The organism is Schaalia odontolytica (assembly GCF_005696695.1).
Taxonomy (GTDB): domain Bacteria; phylum Actinomycetota; class Actinomycetes; order Actinomycetales; family Actinomycetaceae; genus Pauljensenia; species Pauljensenia odontolytica_C.
Genome location: NZ_CP040006.1, coordinates 888,086 through 905,334, shown reverse-complemented (window position 1 = coordinate 905,334; position 17,249 = coordinate 888,086). Strand labels below are relative to the sequence as shown.

Genomic DNA, 17,249 nt, shown 5'->3' with positions numbered 1-17,249 from the left:
CTGCAACGCAATCGACCAACTTTCACGGGAGACCCTGATGCGTATCGGATTCATCGGAACGGGAGCCATGGCCCAGGCCATCGCTCGCGGTGCCGTCGCGTCCGGCGTCGATCCCGCGACCCTGGTCTTCTCCAACCGCACCGCCGCCAAGGCCTGCGACCTCGCCGACGAACTCGGCGCGGCAGCCGCGTCCTCGAACGCCTCCCTGGCCCGCCAGGCCGACATCGTCATCCTGGCCGTCAAGCCCAAGGACCAGCGCGCGGTCATCAAGGAGATCTCCCCCATCGTGGTCGGTCGCACCGACGTCTGCATCGTCTCCCTGGCGGCGGGGCGCACCCTCGACCAGATCACCACTGACTTCGGCGCGGGCATCCCGCTCGTGCGCGTCATGCCGAACGTCGCGGCCACCGTCGGGCAGTCCATGACCGCCCTGACGGCCGCGCGCGCCACCGACGCGCAGGTCGCAGCCGTCCGATCCCTCATGGACTCGGTCGGCCGCACCATCCTCATTGACGAGGACTATTTCCCCGTGTTCCAGGCCCTGGCCTCGTGCTCTCCGGCCTGGTATTTCCAGATTGTTGATTCTTTCGCCCGCGCTGGTCTCAAGCACGGCCTGTCCAAGGACAGCGCCGTCGAGATCGCCGCACAGGCGATGGCGGGAGCCGCTGCACTGCTCCTCGCCGAACGCGAGGCGGGCACGATCCCCGCGCAACTCATTGATCGGGTGACGAGCCCCGGCGGCACCACAATCGCAGGATTGCTGGCCGCCGAGGAAGGTGGTTTGTCGACCGCACTGGTAGGTGCCGTCGACGCATCCATCCACGCCGACTCCCATCTCGGCTGACACCACCTGCCGCACAGCGGCTTACCTCCCCCTTATTTGGCGCACCCGCGCACCCTCAACACAGGAACACACATGTTGCTCTTCAACGCAGTCGTGCTCTCCGTGCTCGTTATGCTGATCCTCAGCGTCGCACGCGTGCACGTCGTCATCTCTCTCTTCGTGGCCTCCCTCGTGGGCGGCCTGGTCGCCGGCATGGGCATGTCCGCCACGATGGTTGCCTTCCAGGACGGCCTCGCCGGCGGCGCAAAGATCGCCCTGTCTTACGCCCTGCTCGGTGCGTTCGCTATGTCGGTCGCCCACTCCGGATTGCCGCGTTTGCTGGCGAACTGGATCATCAAGAAGCTGCGTAATGCCGACGACTCAAACTCGGCGCGCGTGGCCCGCTCCGCCAAGTGGGGCATCCTCGGCGGCGTCCTCGTCATGGGCGTGATGAGCCAGAACCTCATCCCGATTCACATCGCGTTCATCCCTCTGCTGGTGCCCCCGCTCATCGGCGTCATGAACGAGCTGAAGATGGACCGTCGCCTGGTCGCCTGTGCGATCACTTTCGGCATCGTCACGACCTACATGTTCGTGCCGATCGGCTTCGGCCGTATCTTCCTGCACGACATTCTCTACAAGAACATCGAGGAAGCCGGCCTGCCCGTCGAGGGCATCGTCAACCCGATGGCCGCCATGGCGATCCCCGCAGCCTCGATGGCCGTGGGCTGTGCAATCGCCCTGCTCGTCTCCTACCGCAAGCCGCGCGAATACGAACAGCGCGAGACCTCGTTCAGCTCCGACAGCGACAAGCCCGTCGAGATGAAGAAGGTCTGGGCAGCCATCGCCGCCCTCGTCGCCTGCTTCGTCATCCAGGCCGTCATGACCAAGATGGATTCCGAGGCCGACCCGCTGCTCGTGGGTTCCCTGGTGGGCCTGTGCATGATGCTCGCGATGCGCGTCGTTCCCTGGCAGCAGGCAGACGACGTGTTCAGCGGCGGCATGAAGATGATGAGCCTTATCGGCCTCATCATGATCACCGCACAGGGCTACGCGTCCGTCCTGAAGGCGTCCGGCCAGATCGAGCCCCTCGTCCAGCAAACCTCCGCGATGTTCAACGGCTCGAAGGCACTGGCCGCCATGATCATGCTCGTGGTCGGCCTGATCATCACGATGGGTATCGGTTCGTCCTTCTCGACGCTGCCGATCATTTCGGCAATCTACGTGCCGCTGTGCGTAGCGCTCGGCTTCTCCCCCATCGCGACCGTGTCGATCATCGGCACGGCGGGCGCGCTCGGCGACGCCGGCTCACCCGCGTCCGACTCGACGCTCGGCCCGACATCCGGTCTGAACATCGACGGTCAGCACGACCACATGCGAGACACGGTCATCCCCGAGTTCATCCACTACAACATTCCACTGTTGATCGGTGGTTGGATCGCGGCGATGGTCCTCTGATTCCATCGTTCTTCTCTACGAGGCCGGGGCTGGGTTGCACGAACGCGCAACCTGGCCCCGGCCTCGTTATGCGCCCAGGTAGGCGGTCACGACCTCGTGGAGGACCTCGGCGGTCGCACGCACGTCCACCAGGGCGATGTGTTCGTCGTGTGCGTGCAGCTGTGAGTACACATGCCCCAGGCTCGCACCGCTATCCACGGCCCCGAAGCCATACCCGATACCGCCAAGCCTGCGGGCCACGCGCAGGTCGGATCCGCCGGGGAAGAGGACGGGCACGACGCGCGCGCCCGGGTAGCGCTTTGTCAGCGCCGCTTCGATCGCCCGGTACAGGTCTGTGTCGATCGACGAGGCCGTGGCGGCCTCGCACAGGAGGCGCTCGATGGTCACGTGCTCGGCGAGGTCGCCGAGGGCCGCCGTGATGGCGGCATCCACGTCATCGTCGTCGACGCCGGGCAGCGTGCGGATGTCGAGTTCGAGGGTGGCGTGGGAGGGCATGACATTGATGGGCCCGCCCGCGCGGGCCACCGTCTGGGCGACGGTCACATGGGAGATCGCGTGCGCGAACGCCGCCAGGTCCTCGAACTCGGAATAGTCGCCCTCGTAGGTGCCGTTGATGAGACTCGTTTCGGTCGTTTCATCGAACTCGAAGGCACGCACGAAGGAGGCCCAGACCACGTCCGTGGCGGTGAGCCAGCGGGCGGCGGACAGCGCCGCACTCACCTGGGCGAGGCGCTCGACGGCGCTCGTGCGCCCCAGCGGAACCGAGCCGTGGCCGGCGTCGCCCCGGATGTGCAGGCGGCGCTGGGCGGCACCCTTTTCGCCGACGACCACGACGACGCTATCGCCTCCGCGGCGCCCACGAATGTGCGCTCCTCCCATTTCGGACAGGGCTGCATCCCACGGGAAGACGTCCGGCTTGTTGTCGCCGATCCACGGGACGCCGAGTCCTCCTCGGGCTTCCTCGTCTGCGGCGGCCACGAACACCAGGGAGCGCGCGGGAGGATTGCCGTCCTGAGCGCGGCGGGCGACTTCGCGGGTCACGACGGCCATCGCGGCGGTCAGGTGGAGCATGTCGACGGTGCCGCGCCCCCACATGACGTCGTCCTCGACCTGAGCGCCGAAAGGATCACGCGTCCACTTCGCCGTATCCACGGGCACAACGTCCGTATGCCCGAGGAGGGTCAGGGGTGTGCCGGGGCTGCGCGGATCCGCGCCCTCAACCGTGACGACGAGGGTGGTGCGCCCGGGGTGCGGGGTGATCCGCTCGATTGACACGGGCAGGCCCGCGAAGAAGTCCTCGAGGAGGTCGGCGGCGCGCTCCTCTCCGCCCGAGTCGGCGGTCAGGTCGTTGACGCAGCCCAGGCGCACCAGGCGTCCCAACAGGTCGACGGTCTGCTCGCCCAGTGATTGCGTCCTCACGATGATCCCCTTCCCGGCGGGGGCCTCGTCCCGGCTCCCGCGTCTGACACCACGGTATCCCCACGCGCTCACGTTCACCCGACCGCGCCACGAGGGGAACTTTTGTAACGACGCGTGTGAGCGACGCGCCGGGGGCTAAAAGGCCCAGCATTGGACCGAAATGCCTGGGGAAACGTAGGCTAGTGGGGCAAACAGTCCACGACTCGGATGGAGACAACTCAATTATGGCCATGAACACCCGTGCGCAGGCGCCTCGCGTGCCCGACCGCGCCGCCCCCGAAGGCCTCGAAGCCAAGTGGGGTGAGGCCTGGGAAAGCCAGGGCACCTACGCTTTTGACCGCAGCGCCACGCGCGAGCAGGTGTACTCGATCGACACTCCCCCGCCGACGGTATCCGGCTCCCTGCACATCGGCCATGTTTTCTCCTACACGCACACCGACGTCGTGGCCCGCTACCAGCGCATGATCGGCAAGTCCGTGTTCTACCCGATGGGGTGGGACGACAACGGCCTGCCCACCGAGCGCCGCGTGCAGAACTACTTCGGCGTGCGCGTGGACGCCACGCTGCCCTACGACCCCGACTTCGAGCCCCCGCACGTGGGCGGCGACGGCAAGTCGATCAAGGCTCGCGACCAGAAGCCGATCTCCCGTAAGAACTTCGTGGAGCTGTGCGAGCGCCTCACCCAGGAAGACGAGGCTCAGTTCGAGGCGCTGTGGCGCTACCTGGGCCTGAGCGTGGACTGGAAGCAGAACTACCAGACGATCGGTGCGCGCGCCCGCAAGGTCGCCCAGGCTGCATTCCTGCGCAACCTGGCGCGCGGCGAGGCCTACCAGGCCGAGGCCCCGGGCCTGTGGGACGTCACCTTCCAGACGGCGGTCGCCCAGGCTGAGCTGGAGAGCCGCGAGTACCCGGGCTTCTACCACCGCCTGGCCTTCCACATCACCGACGCCGAGGCCGCCGCGAAGGCTGCCGCCGCCGGCGCGCCCGTCGAGGACGGCGTGGACGTGTGCATCGAGACGACGCGTCCTGAGCTGCTGGCCGCCTGCGTGGCCCTGATCGCCCACCCGGACGACGAGCGCTACAAGCCGCTGTTCGGTACGACGGTTGCCTCCCCCGTGTACGGCGTTGAGGTGCCGATCCTGCCCCACCCCGAGGCGGAGATGGACAAGGGCGCGGGTATCGCCATGTGCTGTACCTTCGGCGACACGACCGATATCGACTGGTGGCGTGACCTGGAGCTGCCGCTGCGCGCGATCCTGCGCAAGGACGGCCGCATCATCACCGAGACCCCCGAGTGGATCACGACCGATGCGGGTCGCGCGGCTTTCGAGGAGATCACCGGCAAGACGACGTTCTCCGCGCGCGAGGCCGTGGTGGCCGCCCTGCGCGAGTCGGGCGAGCTGAAGGGCGAGCCGACCAAGACGATGCGTCAGACCAACTTCTTCGAGAAGGGCGACAAGCCCCTCGAGATCGTCACCTCGCGCCAGTGGTACATCCGTAACGGTGGCCGCGCGTGGACGAACCCGGCCTCGGGCAAGGACCTGAACGAGGAGCTCATCGGCCGCGGCCGCGAGCTGGAGTTCCACCCCGACTTCATGCGCGTGCGCTACGAGAACTGGGTGAAGGGTCTGAAGGGCGACTGGCTGGTGTCGCGTCAGCGCTTCTTCGGCGTGCCGTTCCCGCTGTGGTACCGAGTGGACGCGGACGGCCAGGTCAACTACGACGACATCATCACCCCGTCTGAGGCTGCGCTGCCGGTCGATCCGTCGACGGACGTTCCGGAGGGCTACACGGAGGATCAGCGCGGCGTGGCCGGCGGCTTCGTGGGCGAGCTGGACATCATGGACACGTGGGCGACGTCCTCGCTGTCCCCGCAGCTGGCCTGTGGCTGGCTGGATGACGAGGACCTGTTCGCTCGCACGTACCCGATGGATCTGCGCCCGCAGGGCCAGGACATCATTCGTACGTGGCTGTTCTCCACCGTGGTGCGCGCGGACCTGGAGTTCGGCGCGCTGCCGTGGAAGCACGCGGGCCTGTCGGGCTGGATCCTGGATTCGGACCACAAGAAGATGTCGAAGTCCAAGGGCAACGTCGTGACCCCCATGGGCATCCTGGAGAAGTACGGTTCGGATGCCGTGCGTTACTGGGCGGCGTCGGCTCGCCTGGGCCTGGATGCAGCGTTCGACGAGCAGCAGATGAAGATTGGCCGCCGCCTGGCGATCAAGGTGCTGAACGCGTCGAAGTTTGCACTCACAATGGGCGGCGAGGGCGCGGCGATCGATCTGGATCCGGCGCTGGTGACGGTGCCGCTGGATCGTTCGGTGCTGGCGGCGCTGGCCTCCGTCATCGACGAGGCCTCGGCTGCCCTGGCGTCCTACGAGCACTCTCGCGCGCTCGAGGTTACGGAGTCGTTCTTCTGGACGTTCTGCGACGACTACCTGGAGCTGGTCAAGGAGCGCGCCTACAACCGTGATGGCGCGTGGGACGAGGCCTCGGCCGCGTCGGCCCGTGCGGCTCTGGCGATCGTCATTGATAACGTTGTGCGCCTGCTGGCCCCCTACCTGCCGTACGTGACGGAAGAGGTGTGGAGCTGGTACCGCGAGGGCTCCGTGCACGTCGCGCCGTGGCCGGTGGTCGCGGACCTGGCTGGCGTCGAGGGCGATCCTTCGGTGCTCGAGGCTGCGTCGTCTGCTCTGATCGCGCTGCGCCGTGTGAAGTCTGAGGCGAAGGTGTCGCCGCGTACGCCGTTCCTGGCGGTGACGGTGCGCGCACCGCAGGCTCAGGTGGAGGCCCTGGAGTCCGTGAAGGGCGACCTGGAGGCCGCGTCGAAGGCCGTGGGTGCCCTGACCGTGGCTGCCTCCGACGACGCTGAGGCCACCGAGGCCGTTGTCGAGTCCTTCGAGCTGGGCGAGGCTCCTGCAAAGCGCAAGGGCTGATCGTTAGGATGCTGGGGGGCCGCCCGTGGGAATCCACGGGCGGCCCCTTTGCGATTCCAACCTCATCAAGGTCACGTACCTCAGTCACCAATGCTCAGGACAATCATTGTCCTATGCCGCGCTGGAATACGACAGGCTGCAAACGATCCGTTTCTCGGTCATGCACGCTTTCTCGTTTTCTCGTTCAGTAGAAACTGTGTTGTGATCGCGTTCAACTCAGGCCATCAAATAGCCGCAAAGCAAGCGCCGAGCGCAACTCGAACACACAAAACAGGGGGGCCGCAACCTAAGTCACAGCCCCCAAGGCGAGAGAATTAAACCAGCTCTCACATGCCGAAATGCGCCTCAGTCGCCGCCACCGTCACGCGAGACAAGTCCGCAACGGGGTTGCCCTCATCATCTAGGAACGGGTCACGAATCCACCACTTATCCACGCCCTGGCGGCGAGGAACAAGCACATAACCATTCTCATCCCAGTCATATTCAACAACCATATCCGCGCCAAGTGCACGACGCAGACGAACAGCAATCCGACGATTCTCTCCCACCACGTCCTCGCCATGCTCAATAGCCGCCAGCGCCCGCAGGCCCGTACGATAATGCCCGTTGCGGGGATTCTTGGCCCGGACAAGCCAGGGAGCAGCAAGCGGGAAAGACCGGACAATACGCGCCCGGCCCGCACTCCTCAAAAAGCGGCTCCACACAGACGTGGACGTCTCCACCCCGTACTTCTCCCGGTACAGGTCGATCATCTGCTGGTAGGTCCACCCCTCATCCACCAGCAGTCGGTGAGCCTCATCCTCATCCACGATCTTCCGCTGCGACATGATGACATTAACCCTTCACGGTAATTGAGTAATTAGTGACACAAGGCACATCTTGTCATATCGGAAACCCCGAGGTAAACCCCAACTATAACGACTCGCGCCACCACGAAACGACACGCAAGCTCCTCGCAACTTGTACAATTAGTACATGTCAACCGCAACACTCTCTGATTTCCGCCAGAACCAGGCTCAGTACATCGCCGCCGCACAAGTCGAACCCGTCGAGCTCCGTTCGCGCGGCGCACAGACCCGCGCGGTCTTGGTCTCCCCCGCTTTCTACGAAGAGGCTATCGCTGCCCTCGAAGCGCGGCGGGAAGCCCGCGAGCGCGAGGAATACGAGACGTGGCTCCGTGAGAATGCTCTACCCGCCCTCGAACACTACCTTGAGCACCCGGAAACTGCACACACTCTCGATGAGCTGACGGCTGCATGGGGACTGAAATAGTGGCACCCCAACGACGCCTTACGATTGGCGATACTGCATACCATGACCTCGTCAACTTTCGCGGCGAGCTCCTGACCCTCACCGGCTCAGAACAGACAACTGATGCTTACCTCACTGCCCTACGCGATTTTCTGTCCCGTCTCGCTGAGTTCCCTCATCGCGGTGAAGCACGTCCCGATCTTCACCCGTCAATCCGGGCTATAGGTTTTCGCCAGCGGCTTCGCATCGTTTTCGCCGTGATGGAGGATCAGGTGCTGGTACTCGCCGTGCAATCTGCGAGGCAAGGGCGAGTTACCCTTCCCGAATCTGTCTATCAGTTCCTTGAGCCCCTTGACGGCGAAGTCAGGTAGCACAAACAGCATCCTCAGTTTGAGAGTTTTACTCCCCCACCCTACGGGCGCGTAGGATAGGGGAAGCAACAGCTGCGCCGCTGGGCCCGTCCCGCGGCGCTCCCGCCCAGCGACCAGGGAGCAGACATGACCGCCGAAGAAACCCCGGCCTCGTCCAACGACGATGAGACGACGCAGGCGCAGACGACCACCGAGGCCCTCGAGTGGCACGCTCCCGTCCTGGTACGCATCGATGAGCACACGACGATCCCCCACCTGCTCAAAGAGCGCGTACAGCGCGGCGCGACCCGGCCACTGATCCTGCGCAAGATCGGCATCGGCGACACGTGGCGCTCCATCACGGCGCGCGAGTTCTACGACGAGGTCCACGCCGTCGCCGCCGGCCTCATCGCGCGGGGCCTCGAACCCGGCGACCGCGTCGCGATCATGAGCCGCACCCGCTACGAGTGGACCCTCCTCGACTTCGCGTGCTGGGCGGCCGGCCTCGTCCCCGTGCCCATCTACGAGACCAGCTCCATCGACCAGGTCGCCCACGTCCTCGTCGACGCGGACGTCAACCTCATCATCACCGAGACCGTCTCCATGGCGGAGATCGTGCGCGCGGCAGCCGAGAGAGAAAAGCGTGCCAACACGCACGTCCTCTCCCTGGACTCCGAGGCCATCGAAACCCTCATCGCCGACGGCGCGGCCACCCCGCGCGAGCGCGTCCTCGCCCGCTCCGACGCCCTCACGAAGGACGACATCGCAACCATCGTCTACACATCGGGCACGACGGGCACGCCCAAGGGCACGGTCCTGTCCCACGAGAACTTCACGAACCTGTGCCTCAACGCCCACGCGTGGATGCCGGAGATCGCCGCGGGCAAGGACTCGCGCCTGCTCCTCTTCCTGCCCCTGGCCCACGTGTTCGCGCGCTTCCTGCAGGTCTTCCAAATCAGCGGCAACGGCGTCCTCGGCCACGCCTCCAACATCAAGAACCTGCTGGGCGACCTGGCATCGTTCAAGCCGAGCTACCTCCTGGTGGTCCCGCGCGTCCTGGAGAAGATCTACAACTCGGCGGACACGAAGGCGTCCGGCCCCAAGCGCAAGATCTTCCGCTGGGCAGCCAAGGTCGCGATCGCCTACTCCCAAGCCCTCGACACCGAAGAGGGCCCGACCGCGTCGCTCAAGGCCCAGCATGCCCTGGCGGACAAGCTCGTCTACCAGCAGATCATCCGCCTAGTGGGCGGCAACGCGGACTACATCGTGTCGGGCGGTGCGCCCCTGGCGACCTGGCTCGCGCACTTCTATCGCGGCGTCGGCATCCCCGTCCTGGAGGGCTACGGCCTCACCGAGACAGTCGGCCCGGTCTCGGTGAACACGCCCCGCCTGTCCAAGATCGGCACCGTGGGACCGGCCCTGCCGCCCATGTCCTTCAAGATCAGCGACGAGGGCGAGATTCTCCTCAAGGGCTCGAGCGTCTTCCAGCGCTACCACAACGATCCCGAGGCCACAGCCGCCTGCTTCACCGAAGACGGCTGGTTCCACACGGGCGACCTGGGGTCCCTGGACCGCGACGGCTACGTGTCCATCACGGGCCGTGCGAAGGAGATCATCGTGACGGCGGGCGGAAAGAACGTCGCCCCGGCCAGCCTCGAAAACCCGATGCGTTCCCACCCGCTCATCTCCCAGGTCCTGGTCGTCGGCGACCAGAGGCCCTTTGTCGCCGCGCTCATCACGCTGGACGCGGAGATGCTGCCCGATTGGCTCGCCGCGCACTCACTGCCCCCGATGAGCGTCGCCGAGGCGGCCACGAACGTCGAGGTCCTGGCCTCCCTAGAGAAGGCGGTGGCCTCCGCGAACGAGCACGTCTCACGCGCCGAGTCGATCCGCAAGATCAAGGTCCTCACCACCGACTTCACGGAGGCGAACGGCCTGCTCACACCCTCGCTGAAGGTCAAGCGCCTGGAGGCCACGCGCCGCCTCGCGCCCATCATCGACGAGATCTACGGCGGCCCCGTGCAGGACTGACGCGCCCGCGAACGAGGCCGTGGCCGGCTCGCACTCCCCCGCTCGGTGTCGGGGTTGGCGAGCCGGCCACGGCTTTTGTGTATGGGCTTCCTACTGCGAGGCGAGCGCCGCTGTGGGCGGCGTGCGGGCCGCTCGGATCGCGGGGTAGAGACCGGCGACGGCACCGATGAGGAGGGTAGCGCCGAGGCCTGCGGCGATCACCCACCAGTGCAGGGTGGGCGGCCAGCCGTACGCGTAGCACATGCCCCAGGTCACGCCGGCGCCGATCAGGCATCCGGCGAGTCCTCCGAGGAAGGACAGTAGCAGGGCTTCGGCCAGGAACTGCACCGTGATGTGTCCGCGCTTGGCGCCCAGAGACCGGCGCAGGCCGATCTCCTTGCGGCGTTCCAGGACGGAGATGATCATCGTGTTGGCCACGCCGATGCCACCAACCAGCAGGGCGATCGAACCGACGCCGGCGAGCAGCGTCGTGAGCGTCTGGTCAGCCGCGTTCTGGGCGGCCAGCGCGTCGGAGGGGCGCGAGACCTTCAGGCCGGTGGCCCCCTGCGGGGCGAGCGTGGGTCCGAGGAGCTCGCGCACGGTCTCCACCTGGTCCTCGGAGGAACGCTCGTAGATCGTCGTGGGCGTCTTGCCCGCGTCGAAATACGTGCCCGCGGCGGACACACCGATGAGGGCTGCGTTATCGAGTTCCTCGGCCAAGGGAGCCGGATCCATGATGCCCAGGACGGTGAACGACATGCCGCCCAGCCACACCTGGGTGCCCGGCTCGACGACGCCGAGCAGCTGCGCGGCCTTCGAGCCCAGGACGACGCCCGGGTACTTCGCGGTAGCATCGTTGAGCCACGCGCCCTTCTTCATGGTCCCGGACACGACCTTCAGGAGGTTCGTGTCGGCCGCCATCGTGATGATGCCGCCGGTTGCGTTCGGGTCGGACAGTCGCGAGCGGTACACGGAGACGCCGCTCAGCGTCGACGTCGAGGCCGCGTCGGTCACGCCCGGGATCATGAGGGTGCGACCCACGGAGTCCTCGGGCAGGATCAGGTCCGTTCCCGACAGGTCCGCGCCGCTGCGCGCGGTCAGCATGTTGGTGCCCAGCGCCCGCAGCTGTTCTTGCAGGCGGGCCTGCGAGGACGCCGAGACGCCGACGACGCCGACCATAGCCGCGATACCGATCGCGATGCCCAGGGCCGAGAGGACGGCTCGCATGGGGCGGGCGCGCAGGCCCGTCAGGCCCAGGCGTGCGACGTCTGAGAGGCGCAGCGCGGAGCGGCCGGCTCCCGAGTTCTTCTTACTCGCCATGGTCACCTCCCGGGTGTGCGGAGTCGGAGACGATCTCGCCATCGCGGATGGCGATCTGCCTGGGCAGCGAGGCCGCCAGGTCATTGTCGTGGGTGATCACGATGATGGTCGTGCCGGCCTCATTAAGCTCGCGCAGGAGGGCGACGATGGACGCGCCCGAACGCGAGTCGAGGTTGCCGGTGGGTTCGTCGGCCAGCAGCAGGGCCGGGTGCCCGATGATGGCACGGGCGATGGCGACGCGCTGGCGTTCGCCGCCCGACATCTGGTGGGGCTTGTGGTCCATGCGGTGCCCGAGGCCCACGCGGGTCAGGGCCTCACGCGCGGCCTCGCGGCGCTTGGCGCGCGGCACGCCCCGGTAGAGCAGTCCGTCCGCGACGTTGTCGAGGGCGGAGACACCGGCCGTCAGGTGGAACTGTTGGAACACGAATCCAATCAGCGAGGAGCGCACTCCCGACAGTTCGGTGTCACGCAGGGAGGACACGTCCATGCCGTTGATGCACACGCTGCCCGAGGTCGGCCGGTCGAGCGTTCCAATGAGGTTGAGCAGAGTGGATTTTCCGGAGCCCGACGGCCCGACGATGGCGACAAACTCGCCCTCGTCAACGGCCAGGGACACTCCGTTACAGGCGTGCACGGGCGGGCTGCCGAAGGACCGGTGCACGTCGGTCAGTTGCAGGATGTGGCTCATCGGTTGGGCACCACCACGCGCTGGCCTTCGGCGATCTCGTCGCCGCTCACTTCGACGCGGTCTCCCGCGAACAGGCCGACGGTGACGGGAACCCGGCGAATCTCGCCCTTCTCATCCACGACCTCGACGCCGAATTGGTCGGTGCTCAGGGCCACGAGCGCGCCGAGGGGCACGGACAGCACGCCGGTGCGGGTCTGCGAGGTCAGGCCCAGGGAGACCGAGGCCTCCTGGAGCCCTTCGAGGGCGGAGGTGTCATCGGGGGTGACGGTGATCGGAATGATGCGTTCCTTGGTCGTCTCCTTGGATCCCTCCTCGCTGTCCTTCTCTCGCGGCGGCTCGACCGAGGTAATGGTTCCGGTCGTGGTCGTGGCGGAGCCGGGCAGGCGCACGGTCACGGAGTTTCCGACGACGCCGAGGGCCTGGTCGGAGAGCTTCAGGTTCGCGGAGATGATCTGACGCGAGGACGAGGCCGTGAACAGTTCCGTCTCCATCGTCGCGTTGTCGCCGACGCGGGCCTTCAGCGCGCCGATGCGCAGGTCTTCGGGAGCGAAGAGGACGGTGCCCAGCGGCAGCGAGCCGCTCTGGGGCAGGCTGAGAGCCTTCTGCCACTTCTTGATCGCAGCGATCGTATTCCAATCGAAGTGCGCGTTGGGGGTGGCCTCGAAATAGCCGAGCTCGGACAGCGCAGTCTCCAGCTGGGTGACGTCCTCGCCGTCGCTCATGCCCTCCTCGAACGCGCGCCAGGCGGGGGTAGAGCCGTGGAGCAGATATGTGTTGTTGCCGGCGACCGTGTACACGTGCGATCCCTGGGTCAGGGACGTGCCGGGCGTGGGCAGGGCGGTGACGACACCTTCGAAGGCGCTCTTAAGAGTGTAGGAGTCGGCGTAGTGGAGGGTTCCCTGGACGGTGGTCTCCCCCACCAGGTCCCCCTTCGTGACGGTCGCCGTCGCGCCGTCAAAGGACTGGGGGGCTTCGGCGTCTGCGTTGGTACCCGAGCAGGCGGATAGGGTCAGTGCGCCAATCGCGAGGATCGCAAGCGCAGCCGCGGGGCGTGGGGTTCGCGGACGCTTCACTTGGCGGCCCCTGACTGCTGGAAGCACTTGTTGAGCACGTCCTCGGGGATGTCCTTGACGCTGATGCCTTCGCCGGCCTGCGGGTCCTTCACGTCGTAGCCGGCCTCACGCAGGCACTGCGCCGCCTTGACCATGGCCTCACGCGCGGCGGGGTCGTTCGCGACGTTGTCTTCGCCGGTCATGCCGGAGACCTTCATCATGCACTCGTTGAGCGCGTTGTTGAAAGCGTCGGAAGTGTCCTTCAGGTTGTCGGGCGTCAGGCCCGTGTCGGGCACGTCGAAGCCCTTCTCGCGCATGCACTGAGCGAACACCAGGTTGGGGTCGTTGCTGGCCGCGTTGGTGGACGCCGCGCTCGGGCTCTTGGTGCTGGACGCGGACGAGCTGGACGATCCGGTCGATCCGCATGCGCTGAGGGCCGCCGCCAGGGTGATGGCGATGACGGCAAGGGCGCGCGTCTGTGCGCGATTCTTCATCGAAAACTCCTTGAGGACTGCTTATCGGCAATGGTTCTCACTGCCTGTATAGATTACAGTCCACAACCCTGAAAGCTACCTGAAAACTATCGGGGAGCCTGCGCAGAATTTCATCAGACAACCCTGAGAGTTCACGAGGCCGGGGCTTGGCACTTCCCCAGCGCGCAGTTTAGAGGCACGAACCCTCGTCGTACTCAGCCTTGATGTCCTCGTGGTGTCGGATGACCTCGCGGACCATGAAGCCCAGGAACTTCTCGGCGAAATCGGGGTCGAGGCCGGAGGACGCCGCCAGGGTGCGCAGGCGTTCGACCTGGCGAGCCTCGCGATCCGGGTCGGCGGGAGGCAGGTCCAGGCGGGCCTTGATGTGCCCGACGCGCTGGGTGCAGCGGAAACGCTCGGCGAGGATGTGCACGAGGGCAGCGTCGATGTTGTCGATCGTTGCGCGAGCCTCCGCCAGCTCGGCGGGAATGCCACTCACGCCCAGGTCCGCCGAAGCGACCACCGAGGCCTCGTCACGCTGTGCCATTGTTCCTCCCCTAAGGTCTCAACTGACCTCAGTGTAGCGGGCGGACTCAGGCGCTGCGCTTGCCTTCCGAAGAGCGCTCCGGGTAGAGCTCGGCGGGGCCGACACCCTCGACGAGGTCGCGGGTGATGACCACGCGGGCGACGTCGTCACGGCTCGGCAGGTCGAACATGAGGTCCGACAAGGTCTGCTCCATGATCGAGGACAGGCCACGGGCGCCCGTCTTGCGCTCGTTGGCGCGTGCCGCGATCGCCAGCAGGGCCTCGTGCGTAAACTCCAGGTCCATGTTGTCCAGCTCGAAAAGGTGCTGGTACTGGCGCACGAGCGAGTTCGACGGCTCGGTGAGGACTCGAACGAGGTCCTCCTCCGTCAGCTCCTTCGTGGAGGTCAGGATGGGCAGGCGGCCGATAAACTCGGGGATCATGCCGAACTTGTGCAGATCCTCGGCGGACACGGCCTCGTAGAGGTCACCCATCTCCGAGGCGCTCTTCAGCTCGGAGCCGAAGCCCGTGGAGCGGCGGCCCAGGCGGGCCTTCACAATATCCTCGATGCCCGCAAAGGCACCGGCGGCGATGAAGAGGATGCCGGAGGTATCGATCTCCAGGAACTGCTGGTGGGGGTGCTTGCGACCGCCCGTGGGAGGCACAGAGGCAACCGTGCCCTCGATGATCTTCAGGAGGGCCTGCTGCACGCCCTCACCCGACACGTCGCGGGTGATCGAGGCGTTCTCAGCCTTGCGGCCGATCTTGTCGATCTCGTCGACGTAGATGATGCCCTTCTCGGCCTTCTTGATGTCGCCGTCGGCCTCCTGGATGAGGCGCAGGAGGATGTTCTCCACGTCCTCACCCACGTAGCCGGCCTCGGTCAGGGCGGTCGCGTCCACGATCGCGAAAGGCACGTCGAGGAGGCGGGCGAGGCAGCGCGCCAGGTGGGTCTTGCCCGTGCCCGTGGGGCCGAGCAGGAGGATGTTGGACTTGGTGCCCAGCATGTCCTCAGCATTGCCGGCCTCGCGCGAGCGCACGCGCTTGTAGTGGTTGTACACGGCCACCGACAGGGCGCGCTTGGCACGGTCCTGACCGATCACCCACGTATTCAAGAATTCGTTGATTTCGCGCGGCTTAGGCAGCGGCGTCGCCGACGAGGAAGGCTGCTGAGAACCCAGTTCCTCTTCGATGATCTCGTTGCACAGCTCAATGCACTCGTCGCAGATATACGCGCCGGAGCCACCGATGAGCTTACGCACCTGCTTCTGGCTCTTCCCACAGAAAGAGCACTTGAGCAGTTCCGCGCCATCAGTCAGACGAGCCACGAGACCTCCAAGGTGTTGAACGTTTTGCCGTTCGGTCGGATGCGCTTTCGCACTTACTAGCAAACAACGTAGTGCACACGAGCCAGTTTTCCGCGTAGCCACGCCTATTGTTATGAAAAGTTCACCCGTAGCCGACAATTGTCAGCGCGATAACCGCCTGACCGGTCACATAAACAACGAGGCCGCGGCACCCACCGCACACACACGCGGGGAGGCCACGGCCTCGTCAGTGACGAAAACGCGTCACAGAGCCTTGCGGGACTCCAGCACCTGGTCGATCAGGCCGTACTCGGCGGCCTGCGGGGCGGTGAGGATCTTGTCGCGCTCGATGTCGCGGCGCACCTGCTCCACCGGCTTGCCCGAGTGCTTCGAGATGGTGTCCTCGAGCCACGCGCGCATGCGGTCGATCTCGTCGGCGACGATCTGAATGTCCGAGGCCTGCCCCTGCATGCCCTCCATCGCCGGCTGGTGAATGAGGACGCGGGCGTTGGGCAGCGCCAGACGCTTGCCGGGCGAACCTGCGGCCAGCAGCACGGCGGCAGCCGAGGCGGCCTGGCCCAGGCACACCGTCTGGATCTGCGGCTTGATGTACTGCATCGTGTCGTAGATGGCGGTCAGCGCCGTGAAGGAGCCGCCGGGCGAGTTGATGTACATGGTGATCAGCGAATCGGGATCCTGGGACTCCAGGACCAGCAGCTGCGCCATGACGTCATCGGCGCTGGCGTCATCCACCTGCACGCCCAGGAACACGATGCGGTCCTCGAACAGCTTCGTGTAGGGGTTCTGACGGCGGAAACCGTAGACCGTACGCTCCTCGAAGTCGGGCAGCACGTAGCGGGCCTGGGGCATCTGGCGGGCGACCGCCTCAAAGTAGGGCTGGGTGCTCATCAGTTTTCTCCTCGCGTTCCGATCTCCTGCGGGGTGTCGATCACGCGGTCGACGAAGCCGTACTCGAGGGCTTCCTGCGCCGTGAACCAGTGGTCGCGATCGCCGTCAGCCTCCACCTGCTCGACGGTCTTGCCCGTGCGAGACGCGGTGATGGCAGCGAGTTCCTTCTTCATGCCCAGGATCAGGTCAGCGTTAATGCGGATCTCCGTCGCGGAGCCGCCCGCACCGCCCAGGGGCTGGTGCAGCAGAACGCGGGTGTGGGGCGTGATGTAACGCTTGCCGGGGGCGCCCGCGGTGAGCAGGAACTGACCCATCGACGCGGCCAGGCCCATGCCGACCGTCACGACGTCCGGCTTGATGTACTGCATCGTGTCGTAGATGGCCATGCCGGCCGTCACCGAGCCGCCAGGCGAGTTGATGTACAGGTAGATGTCGCGGTCCGGATCCTCGGCCGCGAGCAGCAGCAGCTGCGCGCAGATCGCGTTCGCATTGTCATCGCGAACCTCGCCGCCCAGCCAAATGATGCGCTCCTTGAGCAGGCGCTGGTAGACCGAGTCGCCCAGTCCCAGCTGCGAGCCTTCGCCGGCAGCCCCGGTATTGTGCACGCTCACGCGTACCTCCTCGTCTGTTCGCGGGCCCAGTCGGCCCCATTGGTGTCAACCGTACCCGCTGCGCGCCCGCTCGTGCGCGCGCCGGGCCGTCGTTTCGCTGTCGGCACATGCACTCGA

At 66.1% G+C, this 17,249-nt stretch carries 16 protein-coding genes; 6 read left to right on the top strand and 10 right to left on the bottom strand.

Going from position 1 to position 17,249, the window contains the following annotated elements; all coding sequences use genetic code 11:
• Window positions 1-37: 37 nt before the first annotated feature.
• Together proC and FBF35_RS03945 are read left to right on the top strand one after the other, a co-directional pair.
• Window positions 38-844, top strand: coding sequence for a pyrroline-5-carboxylate reductase (proC, locus tag FBF35_RS03950; protein ID WP_060566845.1), 807 nt, complete (start codon window positions 38-40; stop codon window positions 842-844).
• 72 nt (window positions 845-916) lie between these two features.
• Window positions 917-2,281 (top strand): Na+/H+ antiporter family protein, encoded by a 1,365-nt coding sequence (locus FBF35_RS03945; RefSeq protein ID WP_060566843.1) that lies wholly within the window; start codon window positions 917-919, stop codon window positions 2,279-2,281.
• Window positions 2,282-2,347: 66 nt separating this feature from the next.
• Here FBF35_RS03945 and FBF35_RS03940 read toward each other — a convergent pair whose 3' ends face one another.
• Window positions 2,348-3,700, bottom strand: a complete 1,353-nt coding sequence (locus tag FBF35_RS03940; protein WP_187348968.1) for a M20/M25/M40 family metallo-hydrolase — start codon at window positions 3,698-3,700, stop codon at window positions 2,348-2,350.
• Between the two features lie 224 nt (window positions 3,701-3,924).
• Between FBF35_RS03940 and valS the strand changes: the two genes are divergently transcribed.
• Window positions 3,925-6,636: a valine--tRNA ligase gene (gene valS, locus FBF35_RS03935; protein ID WP_060566838.1), complete on the top strand. Its 2,712-nt coding sequence runs from the start codon at window positions 3,925-3,927 to the stop codon at window positions 6,634-6,636.
• Window positions 6,637-6,962: 326 nt separating this feature from the next.
• On the opposite strand, the gene FBF35_RS03930 is transcribed toward valS, so the two are convergent.
• Window positions 6,963-7,463 carry a hypothetical protein gene (locus FBF35_RS03930; RefSeq protein ID WP_060566836.1) on the bottom strand — a complete coding sequence of 167 codons (501 nt, stop codon included), beginning with the start codon at window positions 7,461-7,463 and terminating at the stop codon, window positions 6,963-6,965.
• Between the two features lie 148 nt (window positions 7,464-7,611).
• Between FBF35_RS03930 and FBF35_RS03925 the strand changes: the two genes are divergently transcribed.
• From FBF35_RS03925 to FBF35_RS03915, 3 genes are all read left to right on the top strand, one after another.
• The gene (locus tag FBF35_RS03925; RefSeq protein WP_048776499.1) at window positions 7,612-7,908 is read left to right on the top strand and encodes a toxin-antitoxin system antitoxin subunit; all 297 of its coding nucleotides are present in this window, start codon (window positions 7,612-7,614) and stop codon (window positions 7,906-7,908) included.
• A complete protein-coding gene (locus tag FBF35_RS10735; protein ID WP_082632873.1) occupies window positions 7,893-8,258 on the top strand; it encodes a type II toxin-antitoxin system RelE/ParE family toxin in 366 nt (121 codons plus the stop codon). The genes FBF35_RS03925 and FBF35_RS10735 overlap by 16 nt, the downstream gene beginning before the upstream one ends.
• A gap of 126 nt (window positions 8,259-8,384) precedes the next feature.
• Entirely contained in the window at window positions 8,385-10,268 is a 1,884-nt protein-coding gene (locus tag FBF35_RS03915; RefSeq protein WP_060566834.1) for an AMP-dependent synthetase/ligase, read from the top strand.
• A 90-nt stretch (window positions 10,269-10,358) separates the two neighbouring features.
• On the opposite strand, the gene FBF35_RS03910 is transcribed toward FBF35_RS03915, so the two are convergent.
• The 8 genes from FBF35_RS03910 to FBF35_RS03875 all read right to left on the bottom strand — a co-directional run bounded on the left by FBF35_RS03910 (window position 10,359) and on the right by FBF35_RS03875 (window position 17,132).
• Window positions 10,359-11,567 carry an ABC transporter permease gene (locus FBF35_RS03910; RefSeq protein WP_060566832.1) on the bottom strand — a complete coding sequence of 403 codons (1,209 nt, stop codon included), beginning with the start codon at window positions 11,565-11,567 and terminating at the stop codon, window positions 10,359-10,361.
• On the bottom strand, window positions 11,557-12,255 hold the full coding sequence (locus FBF35_RS03905; RefSeq protein WP_060566830.1) for an ABC transporter ATP-binding protein: 699 nt from the start codon (window positions 12,253-12,255) through the stop codon (window positions 11,557-11,559). The genes FBF35_RS03910 and FBF35_RS03905 overlap by 11 nt, the downstream gene beginning before the upstream one ends.
• Window positions 12,252-13,328 (bottom strand): peptidoglycan-binding protein, encoded by a 1,077-nt coding sequence (locus tag FBF35_RS03900; RefSeq protein ID WP_187348967.1) that lies wholly within the window; start codon window positions 13,326-13,328, stop codon window positions 12,252-12,254. The genes FBF35_RS03905 and FBF35_RS03900 overlap by 4 nt, the downstream gene beginning before the upstream one ends.
• Window positions 13,325-13,801, bottom strand: coding sequence for a DUF2066 domain-containing protein (locus FBF35_RS03895; protein WP_060566828.1), 477 nt, complete (start codon window positions 13,799-13,801; stop codon window positions 13,325-13,327). The genes FBF35_RS03900 and FBF35_RS03895 overlap by 4 nt, the downstream gene beginning before the upstream one ends.
• 169 nt (window positions 13,802-13,970) lie before the next feature.
• Window positions 13,971-14,327 (bottom strand): chorismate mutase, encoded by a 357-nt coding sequence (locus tag FBF35_RS03890; RefSeq protein WP_060566825.1) that lies wholly within the window; start codon window positions 14,325-14,327, stop codon window positions 13,971-13,973.
• 46 nt (window positions 14,328-14,373) lie between these two features.
• Window positions 14,374-15,633: an ATP-dependent Clp protease ATP-binding subunit ClpX gene (gene clpX / locus FBF35_RS03885; protein ID WP_060566821.1), complete on the bottom strand. Its 1,260-nt coding sequence runs from the start codon at window positions 15,631-15,633 to the stop codon at window positions 14,374-14,376.
• A 243-nt stretch (window positions 15,634-15,876) separates the two neighbouring features.
• Complete coding sequence (locus tag FBF35_RS03880) at window positions 15,877-16,521, bottom strand: ATP-dependent Clp protease proteolytic subunit (RefSeq protein ID WP_060566818.1); 645 nt, start codon at window positions 16,519-16,521, stop codon at window positions 15,877-15,879.
• Complete coding sequence (locus FBF35_RS03875; protein WP_007590095.1) at window positions 16,521-17,132, bottom strand: ATP-dependent Clp protease proteolytic subunit; 612 nt, start codon at window positions 17,130-17,132, stop codon at window positions 16,521-16,523. The genes FBF35_RS03880 and FBF35_RS03875 overlap by 1 nt, the downstream gene beginning before the upstream one ends.
• Window positions 17,133-17,249: the final 117 nt, after the last annotated feature.